The sequence below is a fragment of the Streptomyces sp. NPDC030165 genome, from assembly GCF_055573595.1.
Window position 1 is genome coordinate 50540 of sequence record NZ_JBVIBD010000012.1, and the last position, 20681, is coordinate 71220.

The following is a 20681-nucleotide window of genomic DNA, read 5'->3' on the forward strand; positions in this document are numbered from 1 at the left end:
TCGAGTGGAGATCGAGTGGGTGGAAAGGGGCCGGGCGGTGCCGTTACCGGGCGGACCGCAGGTCGTCGACGAGCCGTCCCAGGGCGTGCACGGTGGGGCCCTCGTAGACGATGGTCAGGGGGACGGCGAGGGACAGTTCCTGCCGCAGGCGGTGCACGACCTGGAGCCCGAGCAGCGAACTGCCGCCCAGTTCGAAGAAGTTGTCGTGCACGCCGACGTCCGCCACGCCCAGCAGTTCCTGCCAGACCTCCGCGACCAGCCGTTCGGTGTCGGTGCCGGGCGCGACGTAGGGGTTGCGCAGGTTGGGGCGCTCGTGGCGGCGGGCCGGTGCGGGGGTGTCCGCGGCGGGCGCGGCCCACTGGTCCCGGCGGCGGTTCAGGTCGCCGGTGGACAGGATGGTCTGGGGCTGCGGGACGCTCGCCAGCAGCGCTTCGGTCGCCCGGCGGCCCTCGTCGGGGGTGAGGGCGAGTTCCTGGACGGCGGCGCCGATGCCGTCCTGGGGCCGCTGCCCGAAGCGCCAGGCTTCCCAGTTCACGCTGGTCCACGGCCTGCCGGGGCCATGGTGCCGCTGGGCGAACGCGTCGAGTACGGCGTTGGCGGCAGCGTACGCGGTGAAGCCGAGGCCGCCGAGGAGCGAGGCGACCGAGGAGCACAGGATCGCGAAGTCGAGCTGCTGGTCGGCCAGTACCTCGTCGAGGACGTAGGTGCCGTACAGCTTCGGGGCGAAGTGCCAGTCGCTCTCCTGCTCGCCGAGGTCGGCGACGACGCGGTGCGCGCCGGGGCCGGTCGTGCCGGCGCAGTGCAGGAGGCCGTCGACGCGGCCGTACGCCTGGACGACGGCTTCCTTGACCTCGCGCATCCGGTGCGGGTCGGACACGTCGGCGGCGACGGTCATGACCTGGCTGCCCAGGTCTTCCAGCGCGCGTACGGCGCGGATCTGCTCCCGTACCTCTTCGGGCAGGTGCGGGGCGTCCCAGTCCTCGCGGGCCGGCAGTCCGGTGCGGCCGAGCAGGACCAGGCGGACCGGAGCCTGTTCGGCCATGACCCGGGCCATGAGCAGGCCGATCTTGCCGAGGCCGCCGGTGATCAGGTAGACGCCGTCCGCCTTGACCGCGGTGCCGTCGCGGCGCGGGGGTTCGGCGGCCACGTACGTGGGGGTCCAGCGGTGCCGGCCGCGCAGGGCGACGGTGCGGTCCCCGGGTGCACGCGAGAGGTCCTCCAGGAGGCGGTCGACCGTGCCGGGGCCGGGCTCCTCCCCGTCGAGGCGCAGGTCGAGATGGACGCAGTCGAGCGCGGGGAACTCCTGCGGGAGCACCTTGCAGGCGCCCTGGACTGCCGCCTTGGGCGGGCACAGGGGCTCGTCGCCGGTGACCGCGCAGACCTCGCTGGACACCACGTCCCAGCGCTGCGGCACGCTCATCAGCTCGGTCTCGGTGGTCCGGGCCCAGTGCACGAGGCTGTCGAAGCCGCGGTGGAGCAGGGCCCGTACGTCCTCGGGTGCGGGCGTGTGGCGCGCGTCGGCGCCGACGCTCCAGCAGTGCACCACTCGGTCGGGCAGCGGGCCGCTCTCGCGCAGCGCCTCGGCCAGTTGCGCGTAGTGCCCGGGACGGGCCGGGTCCAGGACGTAGTCGTGCTCCGTCTTGCGGTCCCAGGCGCTGCCCATGGACACGGTCCGCACGGTGGCGCCGCAGCTTTCGAGGCGGGCGGCGAGCCCGCGGCCGACGCCGTGTTCGTCGGTGAACACCAGCCAGCTGTGCGCGGCCAGTGCGGCCGGGGAGACCGCCGGGGCCGGGCCTGCCTGCTGCCAGGACGGCGCGTAGAACCAGCGGGACAGCTCCGTCTGCCGGCCCGGCGCGGGGTCCGTGGTCAGCGGCGCGGCTCCGGGCTCCAGCCAGTAGGTGCGGCGCTCGAAGGGGTACGTGGGCAGCGGGACGCGCCGGGCGCCGGTGTGCGGCGGGAACGGGGTGTCGCGGCCCGCCAGCCACAGGCGTCCCGCCGCCGTGAGGAGGGCCGCGCGGTCGGACTGCCCGTCGAAGGCGCCCGGCAGGGAGGCGACCACGACCCGGTCGGCGACGGCCCCGGCCGCCGGGTGCCGCAGGGCATCGGTGACCAGGGTGCGGCCGGGGCCGACCTCCACGACGGCGATGTCCGGGACGGACCACAGGGTGCCGAGGCCGTCCGAGAAGCGCACCGGGCTGCGCAGGTGCCGGGCCCAGTACGCGGGGTCGGTGGCCTGCTCGTCGGTGATCCAGGTGCCGGTGACGTTGGAGACGAACGGCACGGCGGGCGGGCTGAGGCGCACTTCGCGGACGAGGGCGGCGTACGGTTCGACCACCGGGTCCATCATCGGCGAGTGGAAGGCGAAGCGGGTGCTCAGCCGGCGGGAGGCGGTGCCGGCCGCCAGCAGGTCCGCGGCGACCCGTTCGACGGCGGCGGCGGTGCCGGACAGTACGCAGCTCTGCGGGCCGTTGACGGCGGACACGCACACCTCGCCGTCCGTGTGGCGGGCGGCCTCGGCCTCGGACAGCGGCACCGCGAGCATGGCGCCCTCGCCCTGTTCCTCGATGAGGCGGGCGCGCTCGACGACCAGGCGCAGGGCGTCCGGCAGCGCGAAGACTCCGGCCACGCACGCGGCCACGTACTCGCCGAGGCTGTGCCCGATCATCGCCTCCGGTTCGACGCCCCAGGACGCCCACAGCCGGGTCAGGGCGTACTCGACGGAGAAGACGGCGGCGTACCCCAGCCGCGGCTGGTCGAGCGGGTGCTCGCTGCGCTCCGGCTGGAGCAGCATCCGGCGCAGGTCCAGGCCGCCGGGGGCCGCGCCGGACGGCTTCTGTGCGGCTTGGGTCAGGTGGGGGCGGATGTCCTCGCCGAGCAGCGGCAGCAGCAGTTCGGCGCACCGGTCCAGGGCGTCGCGGAAGACCGGTTCGTCCGCGTACGCGCCGGCGGCCATGCCGGGGTGCTGCGATCCGAAGCCGGTGAACAGGAAGGCCACCGGCCGGTGCGCGTCCCTGGTCTCGGCGGTGAGCAGCCGGCCGCCGTCCGGGTCGCCGAGGGCGCTCAGCGCGTCCTCGGTGCTCCCGCACACCAGCGTCCGACGGTACGGGAACGCCTTGCGCCCCTGCTGGAGGGTGTACGCGATGTCTGCCAGCGGCAGTTGCGGGTGGGCGCGCAGGTGGTCGTGGAGCTGTCCGGTGGCCGCTTCGAGGGCTTCGGGGCTCTTCGCGGAGAGCACCAGGAGCTGTTCGGCGGGCGTCTCGGGCCGCGGGGCGCGGGGGCGTTCCGGGGCCTGTTCGAGGATGAGGTGGGCGTTGGTGCCGCCGAGGCCGAAGGAGCTGACCGCGGCCCGGCGCGGCCCCTCGCCCGCGGGCCAGGGCGACAGCTCCGTAGGGACGTGGAAGGGGCCGTCGTCCAGGCCGAGCCGCGGGTTGGGCTCCTCGAAGTGCAGCGACGGCGGGATGTCGCCGTGCTCGACGATCAGCACCGTCTTGATCAGCCCGGCCACGCCCGCCGCCGAGTCGAGGTGCCCGATGTTGGTCTTCACGGAGCCGAGGGCGCAGTGGCCGCGCGGCACGCCCGCGTAGGCGGAGGTGAGCGCGGAGACCTCGATGGGGTCGCCCAGGGCGGTGGCGGTGCCGTGCGCCTCCACGTAGCGGATGGTGTCCGGTTCGACGTCGGCGTTGGCGAGGGCGGTGGTGATGACGTCCGCCTGGGAAGCGGCGCTGGGCGCGCTGAAGCCCGCGCGGCCCGCGCCGTCGTTGTTCACGGCGCTGCCCTTGATGACGGCGTGGATGTGGTCGCCGTCGGCGACGGCGTCCTGGAGGCGCTTGAGCACCACCATGCCGACGCCGTCACCGCCGACGGTGCCCTGGGCGCGGGCGTCGAACGTCCGGCAGAGCCCGTCGGGCGCGTAGATCCCGTCCTCGCGGTAGCGGTAGCCGTCGCGGCGCGTCACGTCGATGGCGACGCCGCCGGCGAGCGCCGTGTCGCACTGGTACGACAGCAGCGCCTGGCACGCCTGGGCGACGGCGACCAGGGAGGTGGAGCAGGCCGTCTGGACGGTGACGCTGGGGCCGTTGAGGCCGAGTTTGTACGAGACGCGGGTGCTGAGGAAGTCGGGGCGGTTGCCGATGACGACCTGGTTGCCGCCCATCACGTCGACCGCGTCCGGGTTGGCGGCGATGTTGAAGAGCAGGTACGTGTTGTTGCCCGCTCCCGCGTAGACGCCTACCAGGCCGTCGTCGCGCGCGGGGTCGTGCCCGGCGCTCTCCAGCGCGGCCCAGGCGCATTCGAGCAGCACCCGGTGCTGCGGGTCCATCAGCTCGGCCTCGCGCGGGGAGTAGCCGAAGAAGGCCGCGTCGAAGGAGTCGCTGTCCTCCAGCAGGTAGCCCGCCGCGACGAAGTCCGGGTCGTCGAGGGTCTCGGGGGCGACACCGCGGGCGGCCAGTTCCTCCCGGTCGAAGCGGGTGACGGCACAGGCCCCCGCCTTCAGGTTGGTCCAGAACTCCTCGACCGTACGGGCCTCGGGGAAGCGCCCGGCCATGCCCACGACCGCGATGTCGAGGCTCTCCTCGAACGCGTCGGGCACCTCGGGGGACGGCTCAGTCATCACGGCCTCGCTTCGCTCGCAACTGCTGTTGGCGGCGCTTCATCAGCGCGTTGTGCTGGACGGTCCGGGCCCGGTGGGCGGTGGGCGCGGGCCGGTCGGGACGCTCGGAGAGGTAGGCGGCCTGGGCCCGGACGGACGTGTGCCGGAACAGGTCGAGCAGGTCGATCGTGCGGCCCGCCACCTCCTGGAGCCGGTGCTGGAGTTCGACGAGGAGCAGGGAGTGTCCGCCGATGTCGAAGAAGTTGTCCTCGACGCCGACGGTCCCGGCCGGCAGCAGGTCCTTCCAGACGCCCGCGATACGGCGTTCCAGCTCGTTGCGCGGCGGTACGGCCGGTGCGCCCCGGCCGGGGTCCGCGGCGGCCGGGGCGGGCAGCGCCCCTCGGTCGACCTTGCCGTGCGGGGTGAGCGGCAGTGCGCCGAGGACCACCGTGGCCTGCGGGATCATGTGCGGGGAGAGCCGTTCGCGCAGGTGGCGGGCGAGGTCGTCGGTGGCGAACCCGTCCGGTGCGTGCGGCGCCACGTACGCGACGACCCGCCGGTCCCCCGGTGTGTCCTCCCGGATGACGGCCACCGCGTCCCGTACTCCGGCGTGGCCGGTCAGCGCGGCCTCGATCTCGCCCAGGGCGACGCGGAAGCCCCGTACCTTGATCTGGTCGTCGCGGCGCCCGAGGAAGGCGAGGGTGCCGTCGGGCAGGCGGCGTACGAAGTCGCCGGTGCGGTACAGGCGGGCGCCGGGACGGCCGCCGAGGGTGTCCGGGACGAAGGCGGCGGCGGTGAGGTCGTCCCTGCGGTGGTAGCCGCGGGCGAGGAGGCTGCCGCCGATGAGCAGTTCGCCGGCCACGCCGATCGGTACGGGCCGCAGGTCCGCGTCGACGACGTACGCCTGGGTGCCGGGCAGCGGCACGCCGATCGGCGCGGTGTCCCAGACCGCGTCCGGGTGGTCGGCGACGGTGAGGGTCAGCACGCCCACCGTCGTCTCGGTGGGGCCGTAGTGGTTGAACACCCGGCAGTGCGGCACCAGCCGTTGCAGGTCACGCAGCCAGGGCCAGTCGGACGCCTCGCCGCCGACGACGAGGACGCGGCGGGGCAGCAGTTCGGGGAAGCGGGGGGACGCCTGGAGGGCGCGCAGGTGGGAGGGCGCGATCTTCAGGCAGTCGACGCGGTGCTCCTGGGCCCAGTCGGCCAGCTTCCCGGCGTCCAGGGCCGTCTCGCGAGGCAGCAGGTGGACCTCGCCGCCGGTGCACAGCGGCGGTACCAGCGCCGTCACGCTGGAGTCCACGGTGAGGGGTTGGACCATGGCGAAGTTCATCGGCCCGTCGATGCCGAGCCGGTCGACGGCCGCGTAGGTGTAGGCGACGAGCTGTCGGTTCTCCACGACGACGCCCTTGGGCCGGCCGGTCGATCCGGAGGTGTAGAGGAGGTACGCGGCGTGGTCCAGGACACCGGGCGGGGCGGGTACGTCGTGGCCGGGCCTGCCCTCCAGTGCCGACCAGTCGGCGTCGAGGGTGATGACGTCGTAGCCGGTGACGGCCGACGGTTTTGGGGCGATCACGACGCGGACCGCGGCGTCGTCGAGGATGCCAGCCCGGCGTTCGGCAGGGTCCCGGGGATCGACCGGTACGTACGCGCCGCCCGCCTTGAGCACGCCGAGCGCCGCCACCACCAGCTGCACGCAGCGGTCCATGCAGATGCCGACGGTCACCTCGGGCCCGGTGCCCGCCTCCCGCAGCAGGTCCGCCAACTGGTTGGCCCGGCGGTTGAGTTCCCCGTACGTCAGGGACGCCTCCGGCGAACGCACCGCCACGGCGTCCGGGGTCTTCCCGGCCTGCGCCTCGAACAGCTGGTGAAAGGCCGCGTCCGGGACATCGGTCACCACGCTGTTCAGCTCGGCGGCCGTACGCTCCTCCTCGGCGGTGAGCAGCGGCAGCTCCCCCAGCGCCCGGCCCGGGTCCCGCGCCACGCCGGCCGCGAGCGTCGTGTAGTGCGCCAGGGCGCGACGGGCCGTGTCCCGGTCGAACACGTCCTCCGCGTAGACCAGTTGACCGCCCACCCGGCCGCCGTCCTCGGTGAGGCGCAGCTCCAGGTCGCCGTGTGCGGCGCCGTTGTGCACGAGCGGGAAGACGGCCGTGACCGTGCCGAACGCGTCGGCCGGCGGGGCGTTGTGGAACGCGAAGCCGGGCCGCCCGAGGACGGCCAGGAGTGACACCGGCCGCTCCCCCGCCTCCCCGGCGCCACTCGCGCCGTCGAGGGCGCGCTGCACGTTCCCGGCCAGCTCGCGGAGCGTCTGGGCGCCGGTGACCTCGGCCCGTACGGGCGTGAGCGTCTCCCGGTGCTCCGCGGTCCGTACGGGCGTGGGGGTGGCGACGACGATGTCCGTCTGCCCGCTGTAGCGGTGCAGCAGCGCCATCTGGAGCGCGAGCAGGACGGCGGGGAGCCCGGCATCACAGGAGGCGCCCAGGTCCCGCAGCGCGGCGACGGTATCGGCCGGCAGCTCGAAGGGGAGCGCTCCGGCGGCGAAGTCACGCCGGGCGGGGCGCGGCCGGTCCAGCGGGAGTTCGGGGGCGGGCGGCAGGTCGGCGTCGGGCTCGGGGGCGTGCTCCGGGAGCGGCCGGGACGAGACGGTCCGCTGCACGGGCCGGGCCTCGGCGGCGGCCCCCGTCACCTCGCCGACCGCCGCCCCGTACGCCTCACCCGCCTCCCGCAGCAGGCCCCTGGCGGACGCCTCGTCGCCCACCAGCCGGTGGAGCACGACCACCAGCAGGTGGTCGGTGGCCCCGCACCGGATCAGGCAGGCGCGCGCGAGCGGCCCGGCCGCCAGGTCGAACGGTGCACGGACGGCCGCGGCCACCAGTTCGTCGGTACGGGACGCCCGCGCGTCCGCGTCGAGGCCGCTCACGTCGTGCTCGGTCAGCGGCAGCGCACCCTCAGCGGCGGGCGTGCGGACCGGCACGCCGTCGGCCACGCCGAAGCGCTCGCCGAGGGACGGCCGTGCGGCTGCCGCGGTACGCACGGCTGCCGCGAGGGCGCGCGGGTCCAGTTCGCCGCGCAGCCGGACCGCCACGGGAACGTGCGCGAGGGGACTGTCCGGCGCCGAGCGGCTGATCAGCCACGCCTGCTGCTGGGCGGACGAGAGAGCCGCCGGGCCGGCCGGGGATGGGGATAGCGTCATGGAGACTGCCTCGGGATCGTGGGGAGTCACGCGGTGACGGGGGGCGTGGGCGGTGGGCCGGTCAGGGCGTGACCGGGGCCGTGGCCGCCGGGTGGCGGATGCTGCCGCTCCAGCGGCCGAGCATCGACTGGTGCAGCTGCGTGGTGCCCTCGATGATCTCCATGACCTTCGCGTCCCGGTACAGCCGGCCGACCGGGGCGTCCGGTCCGACACCGTGCGCGCCGAGGATCTGTACGGCGTCGGACGCCACCCGGTTCGCGGTGACCGAGGCGAAGTACTTGGCCAGCAGGGTCTGGTTCACGGCGTCCGGGTCACCCTGCTCCTTGCCGGCTCCGGCCTCGTGGCACAGCAGCCGGGCCGCGCGCGACCCGGCGACCATGTCGGCGAGCATCCGCTGCACCAGCTGGTGGTCGATGAGGGGCGAGCCGTACTGCGCGCGGTCCTGGGCGTACCGGGAGGCGGTCTCCAGGCACGCCTGGGCGAGGCCGACGCAGCCCCAGGCCGTGCTGTAGCGGCCGATGTCGAGTGAGGTGGACGCGACGAAGGCCAGTCCGGCACCGGGCCGCCCCACCATGGCGCCGGCCGGCAGCCGGCAGTCGTCGAAGGTGATCTCGGCCAGGGACGAGCCGCGCAGTCCGAGCAGGTCCCGCAGGGGCTCGACGCTCAGACCAGGGGTGTCGCGTTCGACGAGGAAGGCGGTGTGCCGCCCCTCGTACTGCGCGAAGACCAGGAAGACGTCGGCGATGTCCGCGAAGCTGATCCACTTCTTGCGGCCGGTGAGGACGATACCGGAACCGTCTGGGCGGGCCTGGGTCCGCACGCTCTTGGCGTCGCTGCCGACGTCCGGCTCGGTCAGCGCGAAGGAGGCCACGGCGTCGCCCTCGGCCAAGGGTTTGAGCCAGGTCTCCCGCTGTTCGGCTGTGCCCCACCGCCAGAGGGCGTGCGAGACCATGTCGGCGCAGGCCACGAAGTTGCGGACGTTGGAGCAGGTGCGGCCCAGCTCCTCGGCCAGCAGGCCGTAGCTCACCGTGTCCAGGGCCGAGCCGCCGGCCTCGGCGGGCAGCAGCGCGGAGATCCGGCCCTCGCGGGCGAGGTCCTTGACGAGGTCGCGCGGCATCGCCTGGCCCCCGTCGACGGCCTGCGCCCGGGGCGCCACCACCCGGTCGGCGAATTCCCGGAAGGAGCTCCAGGCGCTCCGCTGCGCCGGCGTCAGCTGACTGATCATCAGGGGTTCCTTCCCTGTCGGTGCGGTCCACGGCGGTGCGGTGTACGGGCGCGGGTCACGGCCCGGTGACCAGGTGGGCCGCCAGCTTCGCCAGGAACGCGTCCTCGTGGTCACGGAGGAAGAAGTGGTCGCCGTCGATCTCCTCGACGGTGACCGGGGCATGGGTGTACTTCGACCAGGCGTCCGCCGCGGCGCGGTCGGCCTCCTGGTCGTCGGCGCCGCAGAAGACCGAGACGGGGCAGTCCAGGGGGTCGGCGGCGGGGGCGCGGTAGTGGTCCAGGATCGTGTAGTCCGCCCGGATGACCGGGAGGTAGAGCTCCAGCAGCTCGGGGTTGGACAGCAGCTCTTCGGGGGTGCCGCGCAAGGCCCGCAGACGGGCGGTGAGTTCGGCGTCCGGCAGGTCGTGGTTGGTCTCGGCGGGGGTGGCCTCGTGCGGAGCCAGGCAGGCGGAGACCACCAGGCGGCGCGGTGCCGGGAAGCCGTGGGCTGTCAGGTGCCGGGTGAGTTCGTAGGCGAGGATGCCGCCGAAGCTGTGGCCGAAGACGGCGTAGGGCGCCTGCCGTGCCTCGCCCATGCCGCCGGTCACGTCGTCCAGCAGGGCGCCGAGTTCGCGGGCGGGCGGGTCGGTCCAGCGGGAGCCCCGGCCGGGCAGCTCCAGCGGCCGTACCGTCACCGTGGGCGGCAGCTTCGCGGCCCACGGCTCGTAGATGCGCGCCGACGCACCCGCGTACGGGAGGCAGTAGAGCGTCAGGCCGGGCGCCCCGCCGTCGTCCGGGGCTTCCGTCGCGGCCCGGTGCGACGCGGCGAGGCCGAGCAGCCCGCCGACCGTGGGGTGGTCGTGGATCTGCCGCAGGGTGACGCGGTGGCCGAGCGCCTCGGACAGCCGGCGCTGGAACTCCACGACCAGGATGGAGTTCCCGCCGGCCGCGAAGAAGTCCTCGTCGTCGGAGGCGGCGTCCGCCTCCAGGGTCTCCCGCCAGGCCCGCAGGACGGCGGCCCGGCGTGCGGAGGTGGCATCGTTCATGGCGCGCGTTCCTTACCGGCCGGCGTCGGCCAGAGAAGCGCGGTCCACCTTGCCGGAGCTGTTCCGGGGCAGGGACCGCACCACGTGGATCTTGCTCGGGCAGTGGCTCGCGGGCAGCCGGGTACGGATCCAGGCGGCGACCGAAGCGGCGGTCAGGTCCTCGGGCGCCACCACGTGCGCGGCGATGTGGGCGCGCTCCGGCCGGCCCGCGTCGTGGACCACCGCCACCGCCTCGGTCACCGCGGGGTGCTCCTCCAGTACGGACTCCACCTCGCCCAGTTCGACCCGGTGGCCGCGCAGCTTGATCTGCCCGTCGACGCGCCCGAGGTACTCCAGGGTGCCGTCGGCCGTGCGGCGGGCGCGGTCGCCGGTGCGGTAGGCGCGGGCCGGTCCGTGCGGTGTCCGCCGTACGGCGAAGCGTTCCGCGGTGGTGTCCGGGCGGCCCAGGTAGCCCGAGGCCAGGCCGTCGCCGTAGAGGAGGATTTCGCCGTCCTCCAGGAAGACGCCGCTGCCCGGCAGCGGGTCGCCCAGGTGGACGGCGTCCGGCGTGGTGACGTGGGCCGCGGTGGCCCAGATGGTGGCCTCGGTGGGTCCGTAGAGGTTCCACAGTTCGCTGCCGTGGCCGAGCAGGGCGGCGGCGAGGCTGGGGGTGAGCGCTTCGCCGCCGCACCAGACGCGGGGGCGGTGCGCGGCCGGCGGGGCGCCGGCGGCGAGCAGCAGCCGCCAGAAGCTGGGGGTCGCCTGGATGACGTCCGGGGTGTGCCGGGCGGTGAACTCCGCGAAGACCGCGGGGTCCGTGCGTGCCTCGGCGGGCACGGTGACGAACCGGGCCCCGACGGCCAGCGGCACCAGCATCTCGGCGAGCGAGATGTCGAACGACAGCGCCGTCATGGCGAACATCGTCTCCCCCTCCCGCAGCCCGGGGGTGCGGGCCAGGGCGCGGATGCGGGAGGCGAGGGAGTCGTGCGGGACCATGACGCCTTTGGGCCGTCCCGTGGAGCCCGAGGTGTACATGACGTAGGCGACGTCGTGGAGCGCGCGGCCGTCGTCCCCGTCCGATCCTGCGGCCTCGGCGTACTCGGTGGGCTCGACGGTGAAGACGCCTTCCTGCGGGGCGCGGAGCAGCCCCGCAGGCCGGGCGTCGGCGAGGACGCGGGCGCGGTGCGCGGGCGGGGCGTCGAGGTTGACCGGGAGGAGCGCGCAGCCGGCCTGGGCGCCTGCCGACAGGGCGATCGCCCCGTTCACCGGGTTCGCCGTCTCCAGGGCGAGCAGCGTTCCCGGCCGTACCGTCCGCCGGATCAGGGCGGCCAGTTCACCGGCCTGCCGGGCGATGTCCCGGTACGTGTGGACGCGCTCGCCGACAGCGGCCGGTGCCAGCGGGGTGCGCTCCGCCTGCGCGCGCACCAGGTCCCAGACCGTTTCCATCCGCGTCACTCCCCCTCGGCCCGTACCTGCTCCGCCACCCGCGCGGCGAAGTCGGCGAAGACCGGGCTGCTGAACATCACCTCGAACGGCAGGGTGATGCCGAACGCCTTCCGGGTCGTGGCGAGGACGCGGGCGGCCTTCAGGGAGTGCCCGCCGATCTGGAAGAAGTTGTCGGCGGGGGCCGGGGTGCGGCCCAGCACCTCCCGCCAGATGTCCGCGACCCGGTCCGTGACGGAGTCGCCCGCCGGGCCGCCGTCCGGCTCGCCGCCGGGCGCGGGGTCCGGGGGCAGCAGTGCGAGCAGGGCGTCGCGGTCGAGTTTGCCGTTGGCGTTCAGCGGCAGGGTTTCCAGCTTGCGCAGTACGGCCGGGCGCAGGTACTCCGGCAGGACCTCGGCGAGCGCGTCGCGCAGCCCGGCCCCGCCGGCCGTACCGGCGTAGAAGCCCCACAGTTCGCCGCCGTCCTCATCGGGGCGGAGCACGACCGCCGCCTGGTGCACACCGGGGACGCGGAGGGCGGCCCGCTCGACCTCGGCGGGCTCGACGCGGTGGCCGCGCAGGCTGAGCTGCCCGTCGCGGCGCCCGGCGAACTCCAGCTCGCCGTCGGCGGTCCAGCGGCAGATGTCCCCGGAGGTGTACCACCGGCCGCCGTCCGGCCGGTGGACGAACAGCTTGCGGGTGAGGGCCGCGTCGTGCCGGTAGCCGAGAGCCAGCACCTCGCCCCCGATGAGCAGTTCGCCGGGGACGCCCGGTTCGGTGACGGTCGTACCGTCCTCCGCGACCAGCAGCACCTCGGCGCCCGGGATCGGCCGCCCGATGGCCGGTGCGCCGTCCTCCTCCGCGGCCTCCGGCCCCTGCCGCAGGTCGCCGCCCGCCGTCGTGACCACGGTCGCCTCGGTGGGCCCGTAGTGGTTGAACACCGCGGCCGGGAAGCCGGCCGGCGGGCGCACACGCAGGCGGTCGCCGCCGGTGGTGAGGACCTGGAGCGCGCGGGGCGGCCGGGGGGCCGCGAACATCCGCTCGGCCAGCGGGGTGCTCAGGAAGCACTGCCGCACGGACCACCGGTCCATGAAGCGACACAGCGCCTCGGTGTCGGTGGTGGCCAGGCCCTCGGGCAGGACGAGGGTGGCGCCGCCGGCGAGGGCCGACCACACCTCCCACGCCGAGGCGTCGAAGCCGAGGCCGGCAAAGGCGCCGACGCGTACGCCGGGCCCGGTCCCGTACGTACGGGTGTGCCAGCGGACCAGGTTGCCCAGGCTCGCGTGGCCGACCTCGACGCCTTTGGGGGTGCCGGTCGAGCCGGAGGTGTAGATGACGTACGCGGTGCCGTCCCCGGCCTCCGGGTCCACCGCCTCGCCCGTGAGGTCCACCGTGACGGCGTCCGGCGCGTCGCCGTCCGGTGAGAGCACGGCGAAGGGCCGGGCGTCACCGAGGATCGTCGCGCGCCGCGCCTGCGGCTGGGTCACGTCCAGCGGCAGGTAGGCGGCGCCCGCCCGCCAGGCGCCCAGCTGGGCGGCGAGGTTCCGGATGCCGCGCGGGAAGGCGGTGGCGACGAGCGTGCCGGGGACGAAGCCCGGCAGCGCCGCCAGCCGGTCCGCGACGGCGCCCGCGGCGTCCCACAGGTCACGGTAGGTGATCCGTACGGAGCCGCCGGACGGGTCCCCGGAGATGACGGCCACCGTGCCGGGGCCACGGGCCACCCGGTCCTCGACCAGTTGCGGCACGGTGCCCTGTGCGGTCTTCGCGGTCACAACCACTCCTGTTCAACGGCTCTCGGCTCTTTCGGGGGCCCACGGTCCGGGGACGGTCAGCGGCGCACGCGCAGTGTGAGGTGTTCGAGCACGGTGACGCCGTGGTGCGGGCGCAGCACCGGCGGCCCGGCCTGTTCGACGTGGCGCCACCGCCGGGCGAGGCCGCCGAGCGCGGCGCCCGCCTCGATGCGGGCGAGGCCGGAGCCCAGGCAGTAGTGCGTCCCGTACCCGAAGGTCAGGTGCCTGCCGGTGCGGCGCCCGGGGTCCAGGACGTCCGGGTTCTGGTGGACGCGGGGGTCGCGGTTGGCCACGCCGAGCATGAGGAGGACCAGGTCGCCCGGTGCGATCCGCTGCCCGGCGGCCTCCACGGGGGCCACCGCGACGCGGGCGACCTGCTGTACGGAGGTGTCGAAGCGCAGCAGTTCCTCGACGGTCGCGGAGATGTCCCGGGCGGTGGCGGTGCTCCACTGCCCGGTGTGCAGGAGGGCGCGGACGGCCTTGCCGATGAAGGTCGAGGTGGTGTCGAACCCGGCGAAGACCAGCAGGCTGGCGGTGGCCGCGATGTCCTCGTACTCGATCAGGCCTTCGTCGTGGGCGCGCGACAGGACCTCCAGCACGGTCCCCTCGAGTGTGCCGGACGTCTTCAGCGCCGCCCCCACGACCTCTTCGATCTCCGCCAGCGCGCCGGTGCCGCGCTCCACCACCTCGGGCAGGTAGTCGGAGACGAGCAGCGCCGCGATGTTCAGCGCCCAGCCGGCGAGCCGGGGCGCCACTTCTTCCCCGACGCCCAGCAGCCGGCACACGACACGGCCGGCCAGCGGCACCGCGAGGTCGGCCATCACGTCGACCTCGTCGGTCACGCCGTCCAGCAGCCGGTCGACGGTGTCCTCGACGAACGGCTGGAGTTCGGCGAGCCGCCGGGTGGCGAACAGCGGGGTGATCAGGCCGCGCAGCAGCTGGTGGCGCGGCTCGTCCTGGAACATGAACCAGCGGCGGACGATGCCGGCGGTGCGCGGTGCGCCGCCGTGGCCGTCCTGTTCGTCGTGGAGGCGGGTCCTGCCGCGCTCCGGCCAGGCGGCGGACAGCGCCGGGCTGCGCAGCAGGGCGGTGACCTCGGCGGCGCCGGTGACGACCCAGACGCCGAGGTCGTCCTCGCGCCGTACGGGTTCGGCGTCCCGGAGGGCGAGGTAGTCCATGCAGGGGTCCACCGGCAGCAGTCCGGGGTCCCGTCGGTAGGGACACGTGAGGTCCATGTGGCGTCGCCTCTGCGTGGTCGGGGGCAGGCCGCGGCTCGCCCGTACGGTGCGCGGGTCCTACGGGGTGAGGACCGCGGCGAGGACCGCTGCGGCCCCGGCGTGGGAGAACAGGCCCACGGGGTCCGTGCGGAAGCGGTGGACCCGGTCCGGTGGTGCGGCGTCCCACTCGGCCGCCTCGCTGAGCAGGACGTGGTCCGGCTGCCTGGGCAGCGTGCGGCCGCGCGCGCTCGCCGCCAGGGTGTAGCTCATCCAGGCCCGCTGCTGTGCGGTGAGCGTCTCGAAGATGTCGTCGGGCAGGTCGGGTGCGCAGCGCTCGACGAGGGAGCGCAGGAAGGCCCGGACCACGGCCAGGGCGTCGTCCGGGTCGCGGCCCAGGATGCCGGGCACGTCCGCCGGGTCGAGGGCCTCGTCCATGCCGGTGGCCATCTCGGCCAGCAGGTCCTGGGTCTCGGCGGGGGTCGGGAAGACCGGGTCGGCCAGTACCAGCAGGGTGTCAGGGCCGAGGCGGGCGGCGAGTTCGGAGGCGAAGCCGGAGCCGGAGCAGTAGCCCAGCACCGCGGCCGGCCGCTCGCCGTTCCCGGCCTTCGGCGCCCAGTGCTCCGCCTGCTCGCCGATCGTGCGGACGGCCTTGCCGATGTCCGGGTGGTCGAGCGGGTCGATCCGCAGGCAGTTGTCCCGTACGGCCGGCGGGAGCAGTGGGCCGAACGAACGCGGTGTGGTCTCCCGGGCGAATTCGACCGCGATCACGCGGTACGGCTGGGCGGGCATGGCGTTCCCCTTCGATCGGGCGGCCGGGGCGGTGGGTACCAGGGGGTGTCCGACGGGTCAGGGTCGGACACCCTCTAGGGCAGCACCGGCAGCACCACACGGGACGGGTACCGGGGCCCCCGGTGGATCCGCACCACGGGCGCGGGGCTGATCTCCTCGACGTGGGCGTTGTCCCGGTCGCAGCACGTGACGCTGATGCGCAGGCGCCGTCCGGCGGCGAAGGCGTACGACGTCGGGTGCAGGTCGACGACCAGTTCCGCCGGTGCGTCCGGGAGGGGTGCGACGGCGTCCCGGGTGCCGCGGTGGTAGGGCAGGCCCATGGTGTCGAACGGTGCGTCGCCGAGGGCCCGGTGGGATGCGCGGACCGCGCCTTCGGTGACGTAGTGCGAGCGGCCCGCGTCGTCCACCTCGCTGAGGTGGACGAAGAACGCGGCGTCCGGGTGGGAGGCGGTCACCCACAGGTGGACGACGGGGTGGCCGGTGACCTCCAGGTCGCGGGGCAGGACCGGCGAGGTGTAGGTCAGCGCCTTGCGGTCGTTGGGCGTCAGGTCGTAGTGGAACCCGCCGGCGTAACCGTCGGCCCACCGGGTCGTGGTGCCCGAGGTGGTGGTGTAGTCGATCCGGTAGGCGTCCGCGGTGTCGCCGGTGGCGGCGGGCTGTTCCGGCCCGTCCAGCCGCCCGTCGTTGACCGAGGCGATGGTGCCGGTCGGGCCCGTACCGAAGCGGAACTCCGTGGGCCGGGCCTGTGGGGGCGGCCACTGCTCGGCCGTGTGCCAGCCGGTCCGCGCGGTGGTGCCCATGGTGTGGTAGCGGACCGGCGGCTCGTCCATGACGCCGTTGTCGACGCCCTTGAGCCAGTGGTCGTACCAGCGCAGGTGTTCTCGGGCCAGGTCCTCGTTGGTCCAGTTGTTGTGGCTCCACGGGCCGATGACCATCCGCTGCGGGTTGGTCAGGTTGCGGAACCACAAGGTGGTGTCGCGGGCCCAGATGTCGTGCCAGCCGCCGAGGTGGCAGACGGGGATGCCGGAGGCGCTGACCGCCGCGCACACGGCGGCCGGGTTGACGTCCTCGTACGGTGCCAGGCCCGTCACCGGGTCCCTGCTGTCCCGGAACTCCAGCTCCGCCGCCTGCCGGAAGACGTCCGCGTTGGACCGGTGCGCGCTGAGGAAGCCGTCCCCCGCGCCGGCGCCGTCCGCCCCCGCCTCGGTGTCCAGGCGCCGCACCAGCTCGCTCCAGTTGCGGGCGAAGTCGTCCCGGAAGACGCCGCCCGGCCGCAGGAACGCGTACAGGTCGAACAGGGCCATCTGCGGGAGGATCGCCGTCAGGTGGGGCGGCGCGGTGCCGGCCGCGAGAAGCTGGTTGATGCCGGAGTACGACAGTCCGTACATCCCGACGTGGCCGTCGCACCAGGGCTGCGCGGCCAGCCACTCGGTGACGGCGTAGGCGTCGGCGGACTCCTCCGCGCTGAACTCGATGCGCCGGGTGCCCTCCGAGGCACCGCTGCCGCGCGCGTCGACCACGGCGACCACGTACCCGTTGCGCAGCAACTCCTTGAGCCAGGGCTGCGCGTCCAGCTTCGTCAGAACGCCGCCGTCCACGGTCTGGGCCCGCCGGTAGCGCTCGTGGCACCACACGACGGGCAGCGGTTCGCCGGTCACCACGCCGTCGCGCTTGGGGCGGAAGACGTCGGCGGCCAGCCGGGTCCCGTCGGGCACGCTGATCCGTACGCTGGTGCGCTCGGCGATGTCGGCCTCGGCCAGGAAGGCGACGATCTCCGCCTTGCGCGCGGCCAGTTGGGCGCGCAGCGCCGCCGTCATGGCGCCGGCCGGGGCGTCGAACCGCAGCCTGCCCTGATCGGCCCACAGGGCGATGCCGTCGGCCCGCAGCGCGAGCAGGAGGTCGACGACGCCGGCGTCGGAGGGCTGTGCGGGTGCCGTCACAGTTCGCCCTGTTCGCGTTCGCCGGTGGTGTCCACGGCGGTCTCCTGGCTGCCCAGTGCCCAGCGCAGCGACTCGATGTGGGTGGCCAGGCCCTCGATGGTCGGTGTGTCGACGACGGCGCGCACCGGGATGTCCAGGCCCAGTTCCTCGCGGAGCCTGCCGACGACCGCGAGCAGGGAGAACGAGTCGCCGCCGCTCTCGAAGAAGTTGGCCCGCACGTTGACGGCGTCCAGGTGCAGCACATCGGCCCAGGCCGCCGCGACGGTGCGTTCCATCGCGGTGCGCGGCGGCAGCGCCACGGCCTCGGGGGCGGGTGCGGCCGACGGCCGGGGCAGCCGCGCCCGGTCGGTCTTGCCGGTCGGCGAGGCGGGCAGGGCGTCGAGCCACACGTACACGGCGGGCTGCATCACGATGGGCAGCTTGGGCGCCACGTGGGCGCGTACGGCGGCCTCGTCACGGTCACCGCCCGGGCCCGGTACGAGGTAGCCGATCAGCCGGCCGGATTCGAGCACCACCACGGCATCGGCCACGCCCGGGTGGCCGCGCAGCACGGACTCGATCTCCTCCAGCTCGACGCGTACGCCACGGATCTTGACCTGGCTGTCCACCCGGCCCAGGAACTCCAGCTCGCCGTTGGGCAGCCGGCGCACCAGGTCGCCCGTACGGTAGAGGCGGCGGCCGGGGCGGGCCGGGTCCGGGACGAACTTCTCGGCGGTCAGGGCGGGCCGGTTGCGGTAGCCGCGGGCGACACCGTCCCCGCCGATCCACAGCTCCCCCGGGATGCCGATCGGCTGGGGGTTGCCCCACCGGTCGACGACGGCGCAGGTGGCGTTGGCGATCAGTTCGCCCAGCGGCATAGCGGTGCGCTCCGGCGGTTCGTCGCCCATCCGGCCGACAAGGGCCGCGCCCGCGGTCTCGGTGGGCCCGTACTCGTTCCAGATCTCGCAGCTCCCGGAGACGACCTTGCGGGTACGGGCGACGAGGTCGGCGTCGAGGTTCTCGCCGCCCATGGAGACGTGGCGCAGCGTCGGCAGGGCGATGCCCGCGTCGGCGATGCCGCGCATCTGGGTGGGTGTCAGGTAGAGCAGGTGGATGGAGCGGTCGTTGAGGAAGCGGGCGGTGGCCACCGGATCGGCGCGTACCTCGCGCTCCATCATGACCAGGCAGGCGCCGGCGGTCAGCGCGTGGAACATCTGCTCCACGGACCAGTCGAAGTGGTAGAAGAGGTTGTGCACGACCCGGGTGCCCGGGCCGATCGGCCGGATGTCCTGCGCCCACTGGAGCCACGGGGTGACCGCGGAGTGCGGCAGCCCGACGCCCTTCGGGTTGCCGGTGGTCCCGGAGGTGTACATCAGGTAGACGAGCTGCTCCGGGTCGAGCGCGGAGCCGGGGGCTGCGGTGGCAGCGGCCGGGCTCTGCTGTACGGCGCTCACGACTTCCACGTCCTGGACGGCCGCGGCCGGCAGCTGGTTCCGCAGTTCCTCGCTCGTGACGAGAATCCGCATGCCGCTGTCGGCGACGACGTACGCCAGGCGCTCGGCGGGTGCGATCGGGTCGAGGGGCACGTACGCGGCACCGGCCTTGAGGATGCCGAGGATGCCGACGATCAGGTCCACGGACGGCTCGGCGCACAGGCCCACGAGGTGGTCCGTGCCGACGCCCCGCGCGGCCAGCTCTGTCGCCAGCGCACCGGCCCGCCGGTCCAGTTCACCGTAGCTGACCCGTTCGGCAGCGGACTCGACGGCGTCCGCGTCGGGCGTCCGGCGCGCCTGCTCCTCGAAGAGGCGGTGCAGGAAGCGGTCGGCGGGGTACGGACCGCAGCGCGCCGACGACCAGCGCTCGATCTGCAGGCGTTCGTCGTCCGGGAGGAGGGTGAGCTGCGACAGCCGCTTGCCGGGGGCGGCCACCGCGTCGGCGGCCAGCACGCGCAGGTGCTCCAGGATGCGCCACGCCTTGTCCTCGACGAACAGGCCGGTGTGGTACTCCAGGGCGATCCGGTAGGTCGACTCGGTCTCGGTGACCGCGAACACCAGGTCGAACTTGACCGCCTGCACGTCCAGGTCGACGCTCTCGATCGCCAGGCCGGGCAGCCGCGGCATCGGCACCTCGTGCTGGAAGGCCAGCATCACCCGGAACGGGCTCCGCGACCGGTCGGCGGAGACGGCGTTGACGACACGCTCGTACGGCACGTCCTGGTGGGCGAAGGCGGCCAGCGTGGTCTTCCGTACGGCGCCGAGCAGTTCGGCGAACGTCGGGTCGCCGGACAGGTCGCTGCGTACCGCCAGGGTGTTGAGGAAGCAGCCGAGCATGTCCGCCAGCTCCGGCAGGTCCCGGTTGGCGCTCGGGGTGCCGACGATGATGTCCGTCTGGCCGCTGTAGCGGTGCAGCAGCACATCGATCAGGGTGAGGACGGTCATGAACGGGGTGGCGTCGTGCTCCTGGGACAGCTCCCGCAGCCGTCGGGCGACGGCCCGGGGCAGCTCGACGGCCACCGAGGCGCCGCGCCCGGCCGGCACGTCGCGCGCCGGCAGGTCGGTGGGCAGCTCCAGCACGGGCAGTGGACCCCTCAACTGCCGCTTCCAGTAGGCCAGTTGCTCATCCAGTGCGGCGTCCCCGACGGTACGCCGCTGCCAGGCGGCGAAGTCCGCGTACTGGACGGCGGGCCGTTGCCCGGCTGCCGCCCCCGTACCGCTCCCGGCCTGCGCGTACAGCTCCAGCAGCTCGGCGACGGCCCGCTCGAAGGAGTGGACGTCGGTGATGATGTGGTGCTGGTTGACGAGCAGGACGTGCCACTGCTCGTCCAGCCGGTACAGCTCCGCCCGGAACAGCGGGCCGCGCTCCACGTCGAACGGCCGCTGCGCGGACTCCAGCAGCCGGTCGGCCATGGCCTGCTCGCGCCGCTCCTCCGGTTCGGACCGCAGGTCGACGACGGTCAGCGGCAGGCCCACGGCGGGCAGGACGACCTGCTGGGGCACCCCGTCGACGGCACGGACGACCGTACGGAACACCTCGTGCCGCTCCACCAGCGTCCCGACCGCCGACCGCAGCGCCGCCACGTCGAGGGGCCCCTCGATCTCCACCGCGGCGGGGACGTTGTAGCGGGAGCTGGGCCCGTGGATGTGCTCCTCCACCCACATGCGCTGCTGGGCGAAGGAGGTCGGCGCCTGGAACTCCTCCCCCTCGGGACGGTCGAGCGGCTCGATGGTCGCCCGGACCTCCGGCGCGGCGGCGGGCGCCGACGCGCGCAGCTCCTCGATCGTGGCGGCCAGCGCACCGGCCGTCTGGCTCTCGAACAGCACGCTGAGCGGGATGTGCAGCCCCAGTTCCTCGCGGAGCCTGCTGATCGCGCGGGCGCCCTGGAGCGAGTTGCCGCCGAGGGCGAAGAAGTTGGCGTCGGGCCCGGGGACCTCGGTACGCAGCACGGCAGCCCACACCGCCGAGACGACCTCCGCCACGGACGCGGGCGGCCGGCCGTCCCCCGGCCCGGTCGCGGACTGCTCAGTCATGTCGTTCCACC

At 74.3% G+C, this 20681-nt stretch carries 10 protein-coding genes; all 10 read right to left on the minus strand.

Annotated elements, in window-relative coordinates; translation table 11 throughout:
- Nucleotides 1–43: 43 nt before the first annotated feature.
- On the minus strand, nucleotides 44–4609 hold the full coding sequence (locus ACZ4Z1_RS23050; protein ID WP_468488485.1) for a type I polyketide synthase: 4566 nt from the start codon (nucleotides 4607–4609) through the stop codon (nucleotides 44–46).
- Nucleotides 4602–7778 carry a non-ribosomal peptide synthetase gene (locus ACZ4Z1_RS23055; RefSeq protein WP_468488486.1) on the minus strand — a complete coding sequence of 1059 codons (3177 nt, stop codon included), beginning with the start codon at nucleotides 7776–7778 and terminating at the stop codon, nucleotides 4602–4604. Before ACZ4Z1_RS23055 ends, ACZ4Z1_RS23050 begins: the two co-directional genes overlap by 8 nt.
- Before the next feature lie 61 nt (nucleotides 7779–7839).
- Nucleotides 7840–9003 carry an acyl-CoA dehydrogenase family protein gene (locus tag ACZ4Z1_RS23060; protein ID WP_468488487.1) on the minus strand — a complete coding sequence of 388 codons (1164 nt, stop codon included), beginning with the start codon at nucleotides 9001–9003 and terminating at the stop codon, nucleotides 7840–7842.
- A gap of 55 nt (nucleotides 9004–9058) precedes the next feature.
- Complete coding sequence (locus ACZ4Z1_RS23065; protein ID WP_468488488.1) at nucleotides 9059–10027, minus strand: alpha/beta fold hydrolase; 969 nt, start codon at nucleotides 10025–10027, stop codon at nucleotides 9059–9061.
- 12 nt (nucleotides 10028–10039) lie between these two features.
- A complete protein-coding gene (locus ACZ4Z1_RS23070; protein WP_468488489.1) occupies nucleotides 10040–11452 on the minus strand; it encodes an amino acid adenylation domain-containing protein in 1413 nt (470 codons plus the stop codon).
- Between the two features lie 5 nt (nucleotides 11453–11457).
- Nucleotides 11458–13200 (minus strand): non-ribosomal peptide synthetase, encoded by a 1743-nt coding sequence (locus tag ACZ4Z1_RS23075; protein ID WP_468488490.1) that lies wholly within the window; start codon nucleotides 13198–13200, stop codon nucleotides 11458–11460.
- Nucleotides 13201–13256: 56 nt separating this feature from the next.
- Nucleotides 13257–14453 (minus strand): cytochrome P450, encoded by a 1197-nt coding sequence (locus ACZ4Z1_RS23080; RefSeq protein WP_468488491.1) that lies wholly within the window; start codon nucleotides 14451–14453, stop codon nucleotides 13257–13259.
- 60 nt (nucleotides 14454–14513) lie between these two features.
- Complete coding sequence (locus ACZ4Z1_RS23085; protein WP_468488492.1) at nucleotides 14514–15224, minus strand: hypothetical protein; 711 nt, start codon at nucleotides 15222–15224, stop codon at nucleotides 14514–14516.
- Nucleotides 15225–15298: 74 nt separating this feature from the next.
- Nucleotides 15299–17164 (minus strand): CocE/NonD family hydrolase, encoded by a 1866-nt coding sequence (locus ACZ4Z1_RS23090; protein ID WP_468488493.1) that lies wholly within the window; start codon nucleotides 17162–17164, stop codon nucleotides 15299–15301.
- A complete protein-coding gene (locus ACZ4Z1_RS23095) occupies nucleotides 17161–20670 on the minus strand; it encodes a non-ribosomal peptide synthetase (RefSeq protein ID WP_468488494.1) in 3510 nt (1169 codons plus the stop codon). The genes ACZ4Z1_RS23090 and ACZ4Z1_RS23095 overlap by 4 nt, the downstream gene beginning before the upstream one ends.
- Between the last annotated feature and the right edge of the window lie 11 nt (nucleotides 20671–20681).

Bases quoted from the DNA above. Each gene is read 5' to 3' on its own strand.
- ACZ4Z1_RS23065 (WP_468488488.1), bottom strand. From the start codon at position 10,027: ATGAACGATGCCACCTCCGCACGCCGGGCCGCCGTCCTGCGGGCCTGG.
- ACZ4Z1_RS23085 (WP_468488492.1), bottom strand. From the start codon at position 15,224: ATGCCCGCCCAGCCGTACCGCGTGATCGCGGTCGAATTCGCCCGGGAG.
- ACZ4Z1_RS23080 (WP_468488491.1), bottom strand. From the start codon at position 14,453: ATGGACCTCACGTGTCCCTACCGACGGGACCCCGGACTGCTGCCGGTG.
- ACZ4Z1_RS23060 (WP_468488487.1), bottom strand. From the start codon at position 9,003: ATGATCAGTCAGCTGACGCCGGCGCAGCGGAGCGCCTGGAGCTCCTTC.
- ACZ4Z1_RS23050 (WP_468488485.1), bottom strand. From the start codon at position 4,609: ATGACTGAGCCGTCCCCCGAGGTGCCCGACGCGTTCGAGGAGAGCCTC.
- ACZ4Z1_RS23055 (WP_468488486.1), bottom strand. From the start codon at position 7,778: ATGACGCTATCCCCATCCCCGGCCGGCCCGGCGGCTCTCTCGTCCGCC.
- ACZ4Z1_RS23095 (WP_468488494.1), bottom strand. From the start codon at position 20,670: ATGACTGAGCAGTCCGCGACCGGGCCGGGGGACGGCCGGCCGCCCGCG.
- ACZ4Z1_RS23070 (WP_468488489.1), bottom strand. From the start codon at position 11,452: ATGGAAACGGTCTGGGACCTGGTGCGCGCGCAGGCGGAGCGCACCCCG.